This window comes from Halomonas gemina (assembly GCF_023554995.1).
Classification (GTDB): Bacteria; Pseudomonadota; Gammaproteobacteria; order Pseudomonadales; family Halomonadaceae; genus Halomonas; species Halomonas gemina.
This window is the reverse complement of the sequence record NZ_JAMJPK010000008.1, coordinates 85970-99724: the sequence shown is the minus strand read 5'-3', so window position 1 is coordinate 99724 and position 13755 is coordinate 85970. Positions and strand designations below refer to the sequence as shown.

The 13755-nt window shown below is 70.0% G+C and carries 14 protein-coding genes; 6 read left to right on the top strand and 8 right to left on the bottom strand.

Annotation, left to right across the window (positions count from 1 at the left end):
* The first annotated feature begins 4 nt into the window (after positions 1 to 4).
* Positions 5 to 739, top strand: a complete 735-nt coding sequence (locus M8009_RS16685) for an SIR2 family NAD-dependent protein deacylase (RefSeq protein ID WP_250063293.1) — start codon at positions 5 to 7, stop codon at positions 737 to 739.
* 73 nt (positions 740 to 812) lie between these two features.
* The gene (locus M8009_RS16680) at positions 813 to 1589 is read left to right on the top strand and encodes a tRNA-uridine aminocarboxypropyltransferase (protein ID WP_250063291.1); all 777 of its coding nucleotides are present in this window, start codon (positions 813 to 815) and stop codon (positions 1587 to 1589) included.
* 55 nt (positions 1590 to 1644) lie between these two features.
* Here the strand turns inward: M8009_RS16680 and M8009_RS16675 are convergent, their stop codons facing one another.
* The 8 genes from M8009_RS16675 to def form a co-directional block, all read right to left on the bottom strand.
* On the bottom strand, positions 1645 to 1905 hold the full coding sequence (locus tag M8009_RS16675) for a c-type cytochrome (RefSeq protein ID WP_250063289.1): 261 nt from the start codon (positions 1903 to 1905) through the stop codon (positions 1645 to 1647).
* Positions 1906 to 2244: 339 nt separating this feature from the next.
* Positions 2245 to 3483 carry a TraB/GumN family protein gene (locus tag M8009_RS16670; RefSeq protein WP_250063287.1) on the bottom strand — a complete coding sequence of 413 codons (1239 nt, stop codon included), beginning with the start codon at positions 3481 to 3483 and terminating at the stop codon, positions 2245 to 2247.
* Positions 3484 to 3571: 88 nt separating this feature from the next.
* Entirely contained in the window at positions 3572 to 5020 is a 1449-nt protein-coding gene (locus M8009_RS16665) for a TrkH family potassium uptake protein (RefSeq protein WP_250063284.1), read from the bottom strand.
* A 16-nt stretch (positions 5021 to 5036) separates the two neighbouring features.
* Complete coding sequence (gene trkA / locus M8009_RS16660; RefSeq protein ID WP_250063282.1) at positions 5037 to 6410, bottom strand: Trk system potassium transporter TrkA; 1374 nt, start codon at positions 6408 to 6410, stop codon at positions 5037 to 5039.
* Positions 6411 to 6529: 119 nt separating this feature from the next.
* Entirely contained in the window at positions 6530 to 6736 is a 207-nt protein-coding gene (locus tag M8009_RS16655; RefSeq protein ID WP_250063280.1) for a dodecin, read from the bottom strand.
* A gap of 35 nt (positions 6737 to 6771) precedes the next feature.
* On the bottom strand, positions 6772 to 8124 hold the full coding sequence (gene rsmB / locus M8009_RS16650) for a 16S rRNA (cytosine(967)-C(5))-methyltransferase RsmB (RefSeq protein WP_250063278.1): 1353 nt from the start codon (positions 8122 to 8124) through the stop codon (positions 6772 to 6774).
* A complete protein-coding gene (gene fmt, locus M8009_RS16645; protein WP_250063276.1) occupies positions 8121 to 9110 on the bottom strand; it encodes a methionyl-tRNA formyltransferase in 990 nt (329 codons plus the stop codon). The genes rsmB and fmt overlap by 4 nt, the downstream gene beginning before the upstream one ends.
* Before the next feature lie 113 nt (positions 9111 to 9223).
* Positions 9224 to 9736 (bottom strand): peptide deformylase, encoded by a 513-nt coding sequence (def, locus tag M8009_RS16640; protein ID WP_250063274.1) that lies wholly within the window; start codon positions 9734 to 9736, stop codon positions 9224 to 9226.
* Positions 9737 to 9906: 170 nt separating this feature from the next.
* Between def and M8009_RS16635 the strand changes: the two genes are divergently transcribed.
* From M8009_RS16635 to hemF, 4 genes are read left to right on the top strand one after another with little or no spacing between them, the layout of a single operon-like run.
* Positions 9907 to 11016 (top strand): LysM peptidoglycan-binding domain-containing protein, encoded by a 1110-nt coding sequence (locus tag M8009_RS16635; RefSeq protein WP_250063272.1) that lies wholly within the window; start codon positions 9907 to 9909, stop codon positions 11014 to 11016.
* A gap of 14 nt (positions 11017 to 11030) precedes the next feature.
* A complete protein-coding gene (gene dprA, locus M8009_RS16630) occupies positions 11031 to 12128 on the top strand; it encodes a DNA-processing protein DprA (RefSeq protein WP_250063270.1) in 1098 nt (365 codons plus the stop codon).
* A gap of 58 nt (positions 12129 to 12186) precedes the next feature.
* Entirely contained in the window at positions 12187 to 12744 is a 558-nt protein-coding gene (tsaC, locus tag M8009_RS16625; protein ID WP_250063268.1) for an L-threonylcarbamoyladenylate synthase type 1 TsaC, read from the top strand.
* Between the two features lie 44 nt (positions 12745 to 12788).
* Positions 12789 to 13721 (top strand): oxygen-dependent coproporphyrinogen oxidase, encoded by a 933-nt coding sequence (gene hemF / locus M8009_RS16620; protein ID WP_250063266.1) that lies wholly within the window; start codon positions 12789 to 12791, stop codon positions 13719 to 13721.
* Positions 13722 to 13755: the final 34 nt, after the last annotated feature.

The following is a 13755-nucleotide window of genomic DNA, read 5'->3' as shown; positions in this document are numbered from 1 at the left end:
ACCCATGGGTGACCCGAGACGCCCCCACCTGGTGGTCTTCACCGGGGCCGGAATCAGTGCCGAGAGCGGCATCCAGACCTTCCGCGCCAGCGATGGCCTGTGGGCGGATCACCCCGTGGAGGAGGTCGCCACGCCCCAGGCCTGGCGGCGGGACCCCGAGCGGGTGCTGCGCTTCTACGACCAGCGGCGCGACCAGGTGCGCCGGGCCCGTCCCAATGCCGCCCACAAGGCCCTGGCGGCGCTGGAGCAGCAGGGCTTCCAGGTCAGCATCATCACCCAGAACATCGATGACCTGCACGAGCGCGCCGGCTCACGCCACGTGCTGCACCTGCATGGCGAGATCCTCAAGGCGCGCTCCTCGGTGGACCCGCGCATGCACTACCCGCTGCCCCGCGGTGGCATCCGCCTGGGGGACATCTGCGACAAGGGTAGCCAGCTGCGCCCGGACGTGGTGTGGTTCGGCGAGGCGGTGCCGCACTTCGCGGACGCCTGCGAGATCGCCGCCCAGGCCGACCTGCTGCTGGTGGTCGGGACCTCTCTCGCCGTGATGCCGGCGGCCTCGCTGCTCGAGCATGCGCCCCTCGACGCTCCCTGCGTGCTGGTCGACCCCGAGGCCGATGCCCTGACCCCGCCGGGCGTCACCGGCCTCGGCCAGCCGGCCGGAAAGGGGGTGCCGGCACTGGTGCGACACTGGACGCGTGAGGGGAGGCTCTGGCTTCCGGAGACGCTACTCGCGTAGCAGGGGGCAAGCAGCAACAAGCGCATGGCCCATGCTAGAATGCCGGCCCCTTCGGTCCGGGACCATGCCGCACATGCAGGACGACACCTTCCACGACGCCGTCATCGAGCGCGACCCCGCCACCGGGCTCTCCAGTGACCCCGCCACTGGTCATCCGCGGCCGCCGCGCCGTGAGTTCAAGGCCCGGGGAAGCTTCGTCACCCGCTGCGAGTGCTGCAATCTGCCGGTGCTCAACTGCCTGTGTCCCTATCGGGTCACGGCCACCAGCGAGGCGCGGGTGTGGCTGCTCACCCACCCTCTGGAACACCACAAGCCCACCAATACCGGGCGGCTCATCGCCGACATCTTGCCCGGCACCGAGGTCTTTACCTGGTACCGCACGGCGCCCGACGAGCGGCTGCTGGCGCTGCTCGAGGACGCGCGCTACGCGCCCTTCGTGATCTTCCCCGACGACCAGCCGGACTATGCCGACCGGGTGGTGGGCATGGAAGCCGTCACCGAGCGTCAGCGAGGTGGCCGGATACCGGTCTTCATCATCCTCGACGGGACCTGGCGGCAAGCCCGGCGGATCTTCCGCAAGAGTCCCTACCTCGACCGGCTGCCGGTGCTGCCGCTGGCCACCGAGCGGCTCACCCGCTACCGGCTGCGCAAGCCGGCCTCCGCCGCGCACCTCTGTACCGCCGAAGTTGCCATCGAGCTGCTGCGCCAGGCCGGAGACACGCAGGCGGCCGAGGTGCTCGACGACTACTTCGATGCCTTCAACGACAGCTACGCGGCCAGTCGGCGCCACGAGAAGCTCGAGGCACCGACGGCGGCGATGCGGCGTCTGCGGGAACGAGCCCTTCGCTGAGCCTGCGGCCTCTCCCCGCTGACGCGATCGTTGGGTCACGCGCCATGGGGCGGCCTCACTCCTGGTGCTTGCTCAGGATCCAGTCGACCAGCTGCTCGGCCTCCTCCTCGCTCACCTCGGCACGCTCGCCAGATTCCGGCATGGTCGCCGACCCCCAGTGATCCTCGCCCCCTGTCATCACGACCTCGACCAGGTAGCCCCTCATCTCTCCCCCCGCGTACTTGGCGGCAATGCTGTTGAAGCCCGGCGCCCGCGGGGTTTCATCGTCCCGGGCGTGGCAGCTAAGGCACTGCTTCTCCTCCGCCAGCTGCAGCATGTCCTCGGACTCTGCAGAGGCAGATGAGGCTCCCAGGAAAACGAAGCTCAGCGCCAAGGATAGGATGGCCGTTTTCATACGATTGTCCCCCGTGTTCATCCGGAGGCCTTCTTCCGGATGATCGCCATGGATGGTGGTCCATCAAGGCCACAACGGCGGCGCCCACGGGGCCGCCGCCGCTGCCGCTGCCTTGAACATAGGTCAGGGGGACAGGGCGCGGGTTCTGCTTTCTCTCATGCCGGGGCTCAGCACCTCTCATGCCAATGTCCGCCACGCCTGTGGCGCGAGCGCTCGGAGCCGGTGGCGGGCACCGTCATGGCACTCGCCCCGGCAGGGAGGTCAGCCGCCAAACAGCGCTCCGGCGATGCGGAAACCGGCGATCCAGGTCCCGGCCGCGGAGCCGAGGGTGGCGGTCAGGAAGACCAGCAGGGTGCGCGAGACCCGGTTGCGCCACCAGCCCTTGAGCTCGGTGACGTCATGGCGCAGGGTCGAGAAGTCCCGCACCTTGGGCTTGCGCATCCACAGCTCCACCCCGGCGGCGACGAAGCCGGCACCGATGGTGGGATTGAGCGAGGTGAGCGGCGCGGCGAAGAAGGTCGCCGCCACCGTGACCGGGTGGGCGAGGGCCGCCAGGGTGGCCGCCCCGGAGAGCACGCCGTTGATCAGGAACCACTCGCCCACCAGCTGCCAGCCCAACTGGGTGTTGCGCGAGAAGCCGATGGCGAAGCCGGTCAGCACCAGAGCGGTGATCAGCCAGGGCAGCGCCCGCCAGATCCGCGACGGCGGCGGGGTGACCTCGAGGCGCCCACGCTCCGCAGCGGGGTCGGCGGGCAGTGGCTGCTCCAGCTGCTCGGCCATGCCCTTCATGTGGCCGGCCCCGATCACCACCAGCACGTGGCGATAGCGTCCGGGGCCGGCATCCTCCGCCAGGCGCAGCACCATGTAGCGGTCCCGTTCGCTGATCAGCGGCGTGTAGAGGGATTCCGACTCGGCGGCAAACTCGCTGAAGGTGGACTCCAGGACGTCGCCCTCCTTGAGCCGTTCGATCTCCTCGGCGGAGACCTGCTGGCGCGACAGCACGCTGCCGAGCAGCCCCGAGAACAGCGAGAAGCGCTGCCACCAGGGCACGTTGTGATAGATGCGCTTGAGGGTGATGCCCACGTCGCGGTCGATCAGCAACAGCGGCAGGCCGGCGTCACGGCTCTCCTCCAGGGCGGCGCGCATCTCGGCCCCCGGCTCGATGCCCGACTGCTCGGCCACGCGCTGCTGGAAGGCGCCCAGCGCCAGGCTGGCCGCCACCATGCCGGCCTTGCCCTGGCGGAAGATCTGGAACAGGTCCTGCTCGCCCAGGGCATCGGGGTTGGTGAGGCTGTGGTGGCGCGAGTCGCAAAGCTCGATGGCCACGGCGTCGTAATCGCCGGAACGGATCAGCGCGCGCACGTCCGCGGCGCTCTCGGCGGAGACATGGGCCGTGCCCAGCAGGGTATAGCGGGTCTCGCCCACCTGCAGGACCCGGCGCGGGCCGCTGGTGGTGTCGTCCTGGGGGGCGGTGGTCACGGAGTCCTGGGAGTCGGTCATGGACGCTCGGGCAGTATGGAGTGAAAGGGCGATTATCCACGAAGCCCGCCGACGGGCCAAACCCGCTGCGACGCTTGCCTCGGGTCTGCTACTTGCGCCAGAAGGCCGGGGTAAACAGCACCAGTACGGTGAAGATCTCCAGGCGGCCGAGCAGCATGGCCATCACCAGGATCCACTTGGCCAGCTCCGGCAGGTCGCCATAGTGGGCGGAGGCCTCGCCCAGCGCCGGGCCCAGGTTGTTGAGCGCTGAGCCCACCGTGGACCAGGCGGTGACCTGGTCGACCCCGGTGGCCATCACCCCCACCAGCATCAGGAAGAACAGCATCACGTAGGCGGAGAAGAAGCCCCATACCGCCTGGGCGATGCCGTCCGGCACGCTGACCTTGCCGATCTTCACCGTGATCACCGCATTGGGGTGGATCAGGCGCATCACCTCGCGCATGCCCTGCTTGAGGATCAGGATGATGCGGATCACCTTCATGCCGCCGCCGGTGGAGCCCGAGCAGCCGCCGACGAAGGCCGCGACGAACAGCAGGAAGGGCAGGGCGCCGGGCCAGGTGGAGAAGTCCGCCACGGCGAAGCCGGCGGTGGTGGCCACCGAGACCACCTCGAACAGGCCGTGACGCAGCCCAAGCTCGGTACTGTAGGTGTCGGTCAGCCAGAGCGAGAGGACCGTGATCACGGTCAGGCTGATCAGGAAGAGCATCAGGAAACGCGCTTCCGGGTCCTGGAAGTAGTGCGTCACGCTGCGCTGCCGCCAGGCGAGGAAGTGCAGGCTGAAGCTCACCGCGGAGACGATCAGGAAGAACACGCAGATCATCTCGACCAGCGCGCTGTCGAAGTGGCCGATGCTGGCGTCATAGGTGGAGAAGCCGCCGATGGCCACGGTGGAGAAGCTGTGGCCCAGGGCATCGAACCAGTCCATGCCGGCCGCCATGTAGGCCAGCATGCAGGTCAGGGTCAGGCTGGCGTAGATGTACCACAGCGCCTTGGCCGTCTCGGTGATGCGCGGGGTGAGCTTGGAATCCTTCAGCGGGCCCGGGATCTCGGTGCGGTAGAGGGCCATGCCGCCGACCCCCAGGGTCGGCAGGATGGCGACGGCCAGCACCACGATCCCCATGCCGCCCAGCCACTGCAGCTGCTGGCGGTAGTAGAGGACCGCCTTGGGCAGGAATTCGATGCCGGTGATCACCGTGGCGCCGGTGGTGGTCAGGCCCGAGAAGGATTCGAAGACGGCGTCGGTGGGGGCCAGGGCCGTGTCGCCGGTGAGCATCAGCGGCAGCGCGCCGAACAGCCCCAGCACGCTCCAGAACAGTGCCGCGATCAGGAAGCCGTCTCGGGTGCGTAGCTCCTTGCGGGCGTGGCGGTTGGGCAGGTACATCACCGCTCCGGTGGCCACGGTGATGCCTATGGCCACCGCGAAGGCCTCCCACATGCCGTCGGCGAACAGCAGCGAGATCAGGATCGGTGGCACCATGGTCAGGCTGAACATCATGAGCAGCAGGCCCAGGATGCGCAGGATCATGCGCAGGCTCATCGGGCGGCTCTCCTCATCAGAAGAACGTCAACCCGACCTGGAAGAGTCGCTCCACGTCGCGCAGCCGGCGCTTGTCGATCACGAACAGGATGACGTGGTCGCCGGACGCCACCACCACGTCGTCATGGGCGATCAGCACCTCCTTGCCGCGCACCACGGCGCCGATGGTGGTGCCCTGGGGCAGGTCGATCTCGCCGATGGTGCGTCCCACCACCTTGGAGGACTGGGTGTCGCCGTGGGCGATGGCCTCGATGGCCTCGGCTGCGCCGCGGCGCAGCGAGTGGACGTTGACGATGTCGCCGCGCCGCACGTGGGTCAGCAGGCTGCCGATGGTGGCCTGCTGGGGCGAGATGGCGATGTCGATCTCGCCGCCCTGGACGAGGTCCACGTAGGCGGCGTTGTTGATCAGCGTCAGCACCTTCTTGGCGCCCATGCGCTTGGCGAGCATCGACGACATGATGTTGACCTCGTCGTCGTTGGTCAGCGCGCAGAAGATGTCGCAGTCCTCGATGTTCTCCTCTTCCAGCAGCCGCTTGGCGGTGGCACTGCCGTGCAGCACCACGGTGCGGTCGAGGCGTTCGGAGAGCTGGGTGCAGCGCTCGAGGTTGTGCTCGATGATCTTGACCTGGTGGCTGTGTTCCAGGTGCTCGGCCAGGCGCTCGCCGATGTTGCCGCCGCCGGCGATCATCACCCGGCGGAAGTCGCGGTCGAGGCGGCGCAGCTCGCTCATCACCGCGCGGATGTCGCGGCGGGCGGCGATGAAGAAGACCTCGTCGTCGGCCTCGATCACGGTGTCGCCGCGGGGGATGATCGGCCGGTTCTGGCGGTAGATGGCCGCCACCCGGGTATCGACGCTGGGCATGTGGCGGCGCAGGAAGCCCAGCTCCTGGCCGACCAGCGGGCCGCCGTAGAAGGCCTTCACCGCCACCAGCTGCACCAGGCCGCCGGCGAACTCCAGCACCTGCAGAGCACCGGGGTGCTCGATCAGCCGGCGGATATGGTCGGTGACCACCTGCTCGGGGCTGATCAGCACGTCGATGGGCACCGCCTCGTGGGCGAACAGTCCCTTGCGGGTCAGGTAGGCGGTGGCGCGTACCCGGGCGATCTTGGTCGGCGTGCGAAACAGGGTGTGGGCGACCTGGCAGGCGATCATGTTGACCTCGTCGGAGTTGGTCACCGCGATCAGCATGTCGGCGTCCTCGCAGCCGGCCTGGCGGAGCACCATGGGGTAGGAACCGGCCCCGACGACCGTGCGGATGTCCAGGCGGGTATGCAGCTCGCGCAGGCGCTCGCCGTCGGTGTCCACCACCGTGATGTCGTTCTCCTCCCGGGCCAGGTGCTCGGCCAAGGTGCCGCCGACCTGGCCGGCGCCGAGGATGATGATCTTCATGGTCGTTGCCGTCCGCTCCGGTCAGGCCGAGGTGTATCGGGGCGGCGCACCTTGTGCGCCGCAACATGACGGGGCAAGCCTAAACCAGCCGCCGTGAGAAGAACAGGTCGTGTCGTGGCTCAGTCGAGGGTGAAGCCGACCTTGAGGGTGACCTGCCAGTGGGTGACCCGGCCGTGCTCGATATGGCCGCGGGTGTCCACGACCTCGAACCAGCGCATGCCATGCAGGCTCTCGGCCGCCTTGGTCAGGGCGCTCTGGATGGCGTCCTCGATGTCCTTCTCCGAGGAGCCCGTCAGCTCGATGTGCTTGTAGGTGTGGTGGCTCATGGGACCTCCAGTATCAGGGAGTGGAATGCCCGCCCTCAGGCGGGGCGCCTCTCCAGTCTGGCATAGAAGAAGCCGTCGTGGCTGTCGGGCTGCGGCAGCAGCTGTCGCCCGGCGCCCGCGGCGCGGCCCCAGGCCATGTCGCTCGGGGTGGTCGCCACCGCCTCCGGGGTGCGGGCGAGGAAACGGTCGATCTGTTCGGCGTTCTCCTCGGGCAGCACCGAACAGGTGGCGTAGAGGAGGGTGCCGCCGGGGCGCAGCAGCGGCCAGAGGTTGTCGAGCAGCCGGGCCTGGAGCTCGGCCAGCCTGGGGATGTCCGAGGGGCGGCGCAGCCGCTTGATGTCGGGGTGGCGGCGGATCACGCCGCTGCCGGAGCAGGGGGCATCGAGCAGGATGGCGTCGAAGGGCGTGCCGTCCCACCAGTCGCGGCCGGTGGCGTCGCCCTCGGCCAGGGTCGCGGCGAGCCCCAGGCGCGACAGGGTGTCCTCGACCCGGGCCAGGCGGGCGGCATCGCTGTCGACGGCCTGCAGGTCGATGTCGAACAGCTCCAGCAGGTGGGCGGTCTTGCCGCCGGGGGCGCAGCAGGCGTCCAGTACCCTGGCGCCGGGCCGCGGGGCCAGCGACGGGCCGAGCAGCACGGCGGCGAGCTGGGCCGACTCGTCCTGGACGCTGACATGGCCCGCGGCGAAGCCGGGCAGCGTCTCGACATCGCGGGGCGCCTCGAGGGTCAGGCCGTCCGGGGCATGCGGACAGAGACGCGCCGGGATGCCTGCGGCGGCGAGGCGGTCCAGGTACATCTCGCGGTCGCCATGGCGGCGGTTGATCCGCAGCGTCATGGGTCCCGGCGTGTTGTTGGCCTCGCAGATGGCGTGCCAGTCGTCGGGCCAGGCCTGACGCAGGGCCTTGAGCCACCAGCGGGGATGCAGCAGGGCCACGCCCGGGTCGCGGTCGACCTCGGCCTGGAGCTCGGCGCTCTCACGCTGCAGGCGACGCAGGCAGCCGTTGAGTACCCGGGTGGCCCACTCCTTGCCCAGCAGGCGAGCGGCGCCGGCGGTTTCGCCGACGGCGGCATGGGCCGGGATGCGCAGGTAGAGCAGCTGGTGGATGCCAAGCAGCAGCAGGGCCTGGACGTCGGCGTCGCGGGCCTTGAACGGCTTGACCAGCAGCTTGCCGGCCAGTGCCTCGAGGCGTGGCAGGGTTCGGCAGGTGCCGAAGCAGAGCGCCTTGAACAGGGCGCGGTCGCGTGCCACAACCTGATGGTCGTCGAGGCCGGTGAGCGACCCCTTGCCGGTGATCACCGGGGCCAGGGCGCGGGCCGCGGCGGCCCGCACGGCCAGGCCGTTGTCGCGACTGCCTTCCCGGTCGCGGGGCGCGGGGGTTGCCTGACTCATGGGGTGGCCTCCTCATCGATGTGTCCCAGTCGGATACCGGGCGCGAGGCGCTCGGCGCGGGCCTTGAGCAGTTCGCTCACCGCCAGGGGCTTGCCGCCGGGCAACTGGGCGCGGGTCACCTCGAGCACCTGCTCGCCGGCCTCCCCGCAGGCGATGCGCAGGGCATCGGGGCCGTGGGACAACAGCGTGCCGGGGGGCTCCGGGGCCTCGCCCGGGGCGGGAGAGGCGGCCCGCGCCATCAGTAGGCGCAGGCGGTCGTCCCCCAGGGCGCACCAGGCCACCGGCCAGGGGTTGAAGGCGCGGACCCGGGCGGCGAGCTCCCCGGCCGGGCGGCGGAAGTCGAGCTCCGCCTCGACCTTGGAGAGCTTGGCGGCATGGGTGACCCCTGCCTCGGGCTGGGGCGTGGCGTCGAGCCCTTCGCCGGCCAGGGCATCCAGGGCCTCGACGATGGCCTGGCCGCCGAGGCTCGCCAGGCGGTCGTGGAGCTCGCCGCCGGTGGTGGTGGCCGAGATCGGGGTACGCCTGACCAGCAGCATGTCGCCGGTGTCCAGCCCCGCGTCCATCTGCATGATGGTCACCCCGCTCTCCTCGTCGCCGGCCTCGATGGCCCGCTGGATGGGGGCCGCACCGCGCCAGCGCGGAAGCAGCGAGGCATGCACGTTGAGACAGCCCAGCGGCGGGATCGCCAGCAAGGCACGGGGCAGGATCAGCCCGTAGGCCACCACCACCATGATATCGGCCTCATGGCGCGCCAGCTCGGCCTGTGCCTCGGGCGCCTTGAGGGTCGCCGGCTGGAAGACCGGCAGGCCGTGCTCCAGCGCGAGGGCCTTCACCGGGCTCGGCGTCAACTTGCGGCCGCGGCCGGCCGGGCGGTCGGGCTGGGTATAGGCGGCGACGACGTCGTGGCGGCTCGCCAGCAGCGCCGCCAGGCTCTCGGCGGCGAAGTCGGGGGTGCCGGCGAAGATGACGCGCAGGGGTCGGGACATGTTCAGGGCCTTGCCAGTGGGCGATGCCCCTCATGATAACGGAGGTGGCCGTAAACAACGAAGGCCGGCGCGACGGCGCCGGCCTTCTCCGGGAGGTCCGTTTCGGCAGGGGATCAGGCGGGCTGCGTCAGACGGTGCCGCTTCTGCATCTTCTTCATCACCCGGTCACGCTTGAGCACGGAGAGGTAGTCGACGAACAGTATCCCTTCCAGATGATCGTATTCGTGCTGGATGCAGTGGGCGAGCAGGCCCTCGGCCTCCATCTCGAAGGGCTGGCCGTCACGATCCAGCGCCTTGAGGTGGACCTTCAGGGCGCGGGGGACATCGGCGTAGTACTCGGGGATCGACAGGCAGCCCTCCTGCATCGGCTCGCGCTCGTCACCGATGGGCGTGAACTCCGGGTTGATCAGCACCAGCGGCTGCGACTGGTCGTCGCTGACGTCCATGACGATGACCCGGCGATGCACGTCCACCTGGGTAGCGGCCAGTCCGATGCCGCGCGCGTCGTACATGGTCTCGAGCATGTCGTCGACCAGCCGGCGCACCTCGTCGTCTACCGCCTCGACCGGCGTCGCGATGGTGCGCAGCCGCTCGTCGGGAAATTCGAGGATGGGTAATTTGGCCATGGCGTTGGAATCACCGTTATGCTGTCATTTACAAGATGACACTATTCTAGAAGTTGGCGCCCGGGGGTGAAACCGCCGAGCGTGCATCACATCAATAGCGTCTGACTATACCACGTCGTCGTCGTTCCATGGCGCCAGGCGTGAGGCCAGCAACGCGGGGGAGAGCAGGGATGAGACAGACAGGATGCGCAGCGGGATGGCGCCAGCGGCTGAAGGGGGGGCTCGGTGCCCTGCTGGTGGGCGGGGCCCTGGGCCTCGCCGCCACGCTGGTCCAGGCCCAGGGGCTCTCCTGGGAGGATGGCCTGAGGGGCGATGCCCCGGATCGCTATACGGTAGTCAGGGGGGACACCCTGTGGGACATCTCTGGCCGTTTCCTGCGCCATCCCTGGCAGTGGCCCGAGGTGTGGCAGGTCAACCCGCAGATCGAGAATCCGCACCTCATCTATCCCGGTGACGTCGTTTACCTCTATGACTGCAACGGGCGCCCCTGTCTCGGCCTCGAACGCGGCCAGGGCATGGTACGGCTGTCGCCGGAGGTCCGCACTACCCCGCATCGCGAGGCCATCGAGCCGATTCCCCTGGATGCCGTGCGCCACTTCCTGCGCGAGCACCGCGTCATCGACGATCCCGAGACGCTCGACGAGCTGGCCTATGTGGTCGCCGGAGACGATGGCCGCCTGGTCAGCGGCGGCGGCGACCGCCTCTATGCCCGCGGCCGGGTCGAGGGCGGCGGCCGCTTCGGCATCTACCGGGTGGGCGAGCGCTATGTCGACAGCGCCACTGGCGAGCCGCTCGGCCTCGAGCTGGAGAGCGTCGGCCAGGCGCGCCGCCTGCGTCAGGAGGATGACATCGCGGTACTGGAGGTGACCACTTCCAGCCAGGAGGTGCGCAACGACGATATCGTGCTGCCGCTCGAGGATCGCCGGCTGGTCACCGAGTTCCTGCCCCGGGCCCCCGACCGGGAGGTCGAGGGGCGCATCCTGGCGGTGCCCGGCGGCGTGCGCTTCATCGGCCGCCTGCAGGTGGTGGCCCTCGACCGTGGACGGCGCGACGGCCTGGAGGCGGGCCATGTGCTGAGGGTCGAGCAGCGCGGCGAGCTGGTCAGTGACCCGCGCACCGGCGAGTCGCTGCGCCTGCCAGGCGAGGATGCCGGCCTGGTGATGGTCTTTCGTCCCTACGAGAAGATGAGCTATGGGCTGGTGATGCAGGCCAGCCGCACGCTCTCCGTGGGCGATCGTATCCACAGCCCGCAGCGCCTGCTGGATACGGCGCTGCGCTAGGACGGGGCCCGACGTTGAAGGCGCGGGAATGGCTGGTCCTCGCCCGGTTGCCCGGCATGGGGGCCGCGCGTCTGGCCGAGCTGGTGGCGGCGCGGCCTGACTGGCCGGATGGCTGGCTGGCGGTGCTGCCGCGCGAGGCGGCCATGTCCCTGCGGCTGTGGCTCGACCATCCCGCCCGCAGCCCGCTCTCTGCCGAACTGGCGGCCGACGAGGCCTGGCTCACTGCCGAACCAGGCCGGCACCTGATCCACCCCGACCATCCCGCCTGGCCGAGACTGCTCGGGCAGATCGCCGATCCCCCGCCGGTGCTCTGGGCGCTGGGCGACCTCGAGGCCCTCGCTCCGCCGCGACTGGCCATGGTCGGCTCGCGGCGGCCGACCCGCGAGGGGCTGACCAATGCCACAGGCTTCGCCCGGGAACTGGCCGGGCGGGGCTGGTGCGTGGTCAGCGGCATGGCGCTGGGCATCGATGCCGCGGCCCAGCAGGCCGCACTCGACGCCGGCGGGGCGAGCGTGGCGGTGCTCGGCTGCGGGGTCGACGTCATCTATCCGCCGCGTCACCATCGCCTTCATCGGCGCCTGCAGGAAAGCGGCGGACTGCTGCTCTCCGAGCATCCCCCGGGCACCCCGGCTCGGGCCGGCTTCTTCCCCCGTCGCAACCGCATCGTCACCGGCCTATCGCTGGGCGTGCTGGTGGTGGAGGCCGCCGAGCGCAGCGGCTCGCTGGTCAGTGCCCGGCTGGCCCTCGAGCAGAACCGCGAGGTCTTCGCCCTGCCCGGCTCGATCCACAACCCCATGGCCCGGGGCTGCCTGCAGCTCATCCGCGATGGCGCCGTGCTGGTCCGCGACCTGAACGACATCCTCGCCGAGCTCAGCCAGTGGGCCGTGGCCGCCGCGCCCGCGTCGATGCCGGGGCCCGGACCGGCCGAGGTGGGAGAGGATTCGCTGCTGCGCTGGCTGAGCGACACCCCCACACCGGTGGATGCTCTGGTGGCACTGACCGGCCGGGGCGTCGCCGACTGCCAGCGCGGCCTGCTCGAACTGGAGCTGGAGGGCGCCGTGACCCAGGCCGCCGGTGGCTGGGTGCGCCTGCCGACCCGGCCGGGAGCGTGATAGCATATGCCCCCCTGAGGCCGGTCATCCGGCATGTCGTGACGAGGCGAGGAGACCCATGATCGAGGCCACTGCTCTTGAGGAGGCCGTTGCGGCCCTGCGTACCGGAGGCGTGATCGCCTACCCCACCGAGGCCGTCTGGGGGCTGGGGTGTGACCCGGACGACGAGCAGGCCCTGTCCCGCCTGCTGCGCCTCAAGGCGCGCGACCCGGCCAAGGGCGTGATCCTGGTGGCGGCGAGCATCGGCCAGTTCGCGCCCTGGCTCGAGGGGCTGCCCGTCGCGCTGCATGCGCCCCTGGCCGCGAGCTGGCCGGGACCCGCGACCTGGCTGGTGCCCGACAATGGTCGCGCCCGCCCCCTGGTGCGCGGCGACCATGACCGGGTGGCGCTGCGGGTCTCTGACCATCCGCTGGTCGTGGCGCTTTGCGAGGCCTTCGGCGGGCCGGTGGTCTCGACCTCGGCCAACCGGGCCGGCGAGCCGCCGGCAATGAGCGCCGAGCAGGTCCGGGCCGTCTTCGGTGCTGAGCTCGATGCCGTGCTGGACGGCCCGCTGGGCGGCCACGAACGCCCCAGTACCATCCGTGACCTGGTCTCCGGACGCGTACTGCGCTCCTGACGCGCCTCCTTCCAGCCCATTCCCTTCCAGCCCAGGAGGCTCCCTTGGCCAACGCCAATCTCGATGACGTCAAGACCTACCTGCTCGACCTCCAGGAGCGCCTCTGCGCGGCGCTGGCCGACGAGGATGGCGGCCGCTTCCGCGAGGACGCCTGGGACCGACCCGAGGGCGGCGGTGGCCGTTCACGGGTGATCGAGCACGGCCGGCTCTTCGAGAAGGGCGGGGTGAACTTCTCCCACGTGTTCGGCGAGCGCCTGCCGCCGTCGGCCACCGCGGCGCGGCCGGAGCTCGTCGGGCGCAGCTTCCATGCGGTGGGGGTCTCCTGGGTGCTCCATCCCGAGAACCCTCATGTGCCCACCAGTCATGGCAACGTGCGCTTCATCATCGCCGAGAAGGCGGGGGAAGCCCCCGTCTGGTGGTTCGGCGGCGGCTTCGACCTGACGCCCTACTACCCGGTGCATGAGGACGTGGTGCACTGGCACCGGGTGGCGCGCGACGCCTGCGCCCCCTTCGGCGAGGAGGTCTACCCCCGCTACAAGGCCTGGTGCGACGACTACTTCTATCTCAAGCATCGCGACGAGACCCGCGGCGTGGGCGGGCTCTTCTTCGACGACCTCAACGAGGGCGGCTTCGCACAGTGCTTCGCCTTCCAGCGCGCCGTCGGCGACGCCTTCCTCGATGCCTACTTGCCCATCGTGCGCCGCCGTCGCGACACGCCCTGGAGCGAGCGCGAGCGCGACTTCCAGCTCTATCGTCGCGGACGCTACGTGGAGTTCAACCTGGTGTGGGACCGCGGCACCCTGTTCGGGCTGCAGAGCGGCGGGCGCACCGAATCGATCCTGATGTCGCTGCCGCCCCTGGCGCGCTGGGAATACGATTGGCACCCCGAGCCGGGCAGCCCCGAGGCGCGCCTCTATGACGACTATCTGCGTCCCCGCGACTGGCTGGAAGAAACCGATGGGGCCATTGTGAAGTAACCAGCCCCGCAACGCACAGCTATCTGCGATGGTT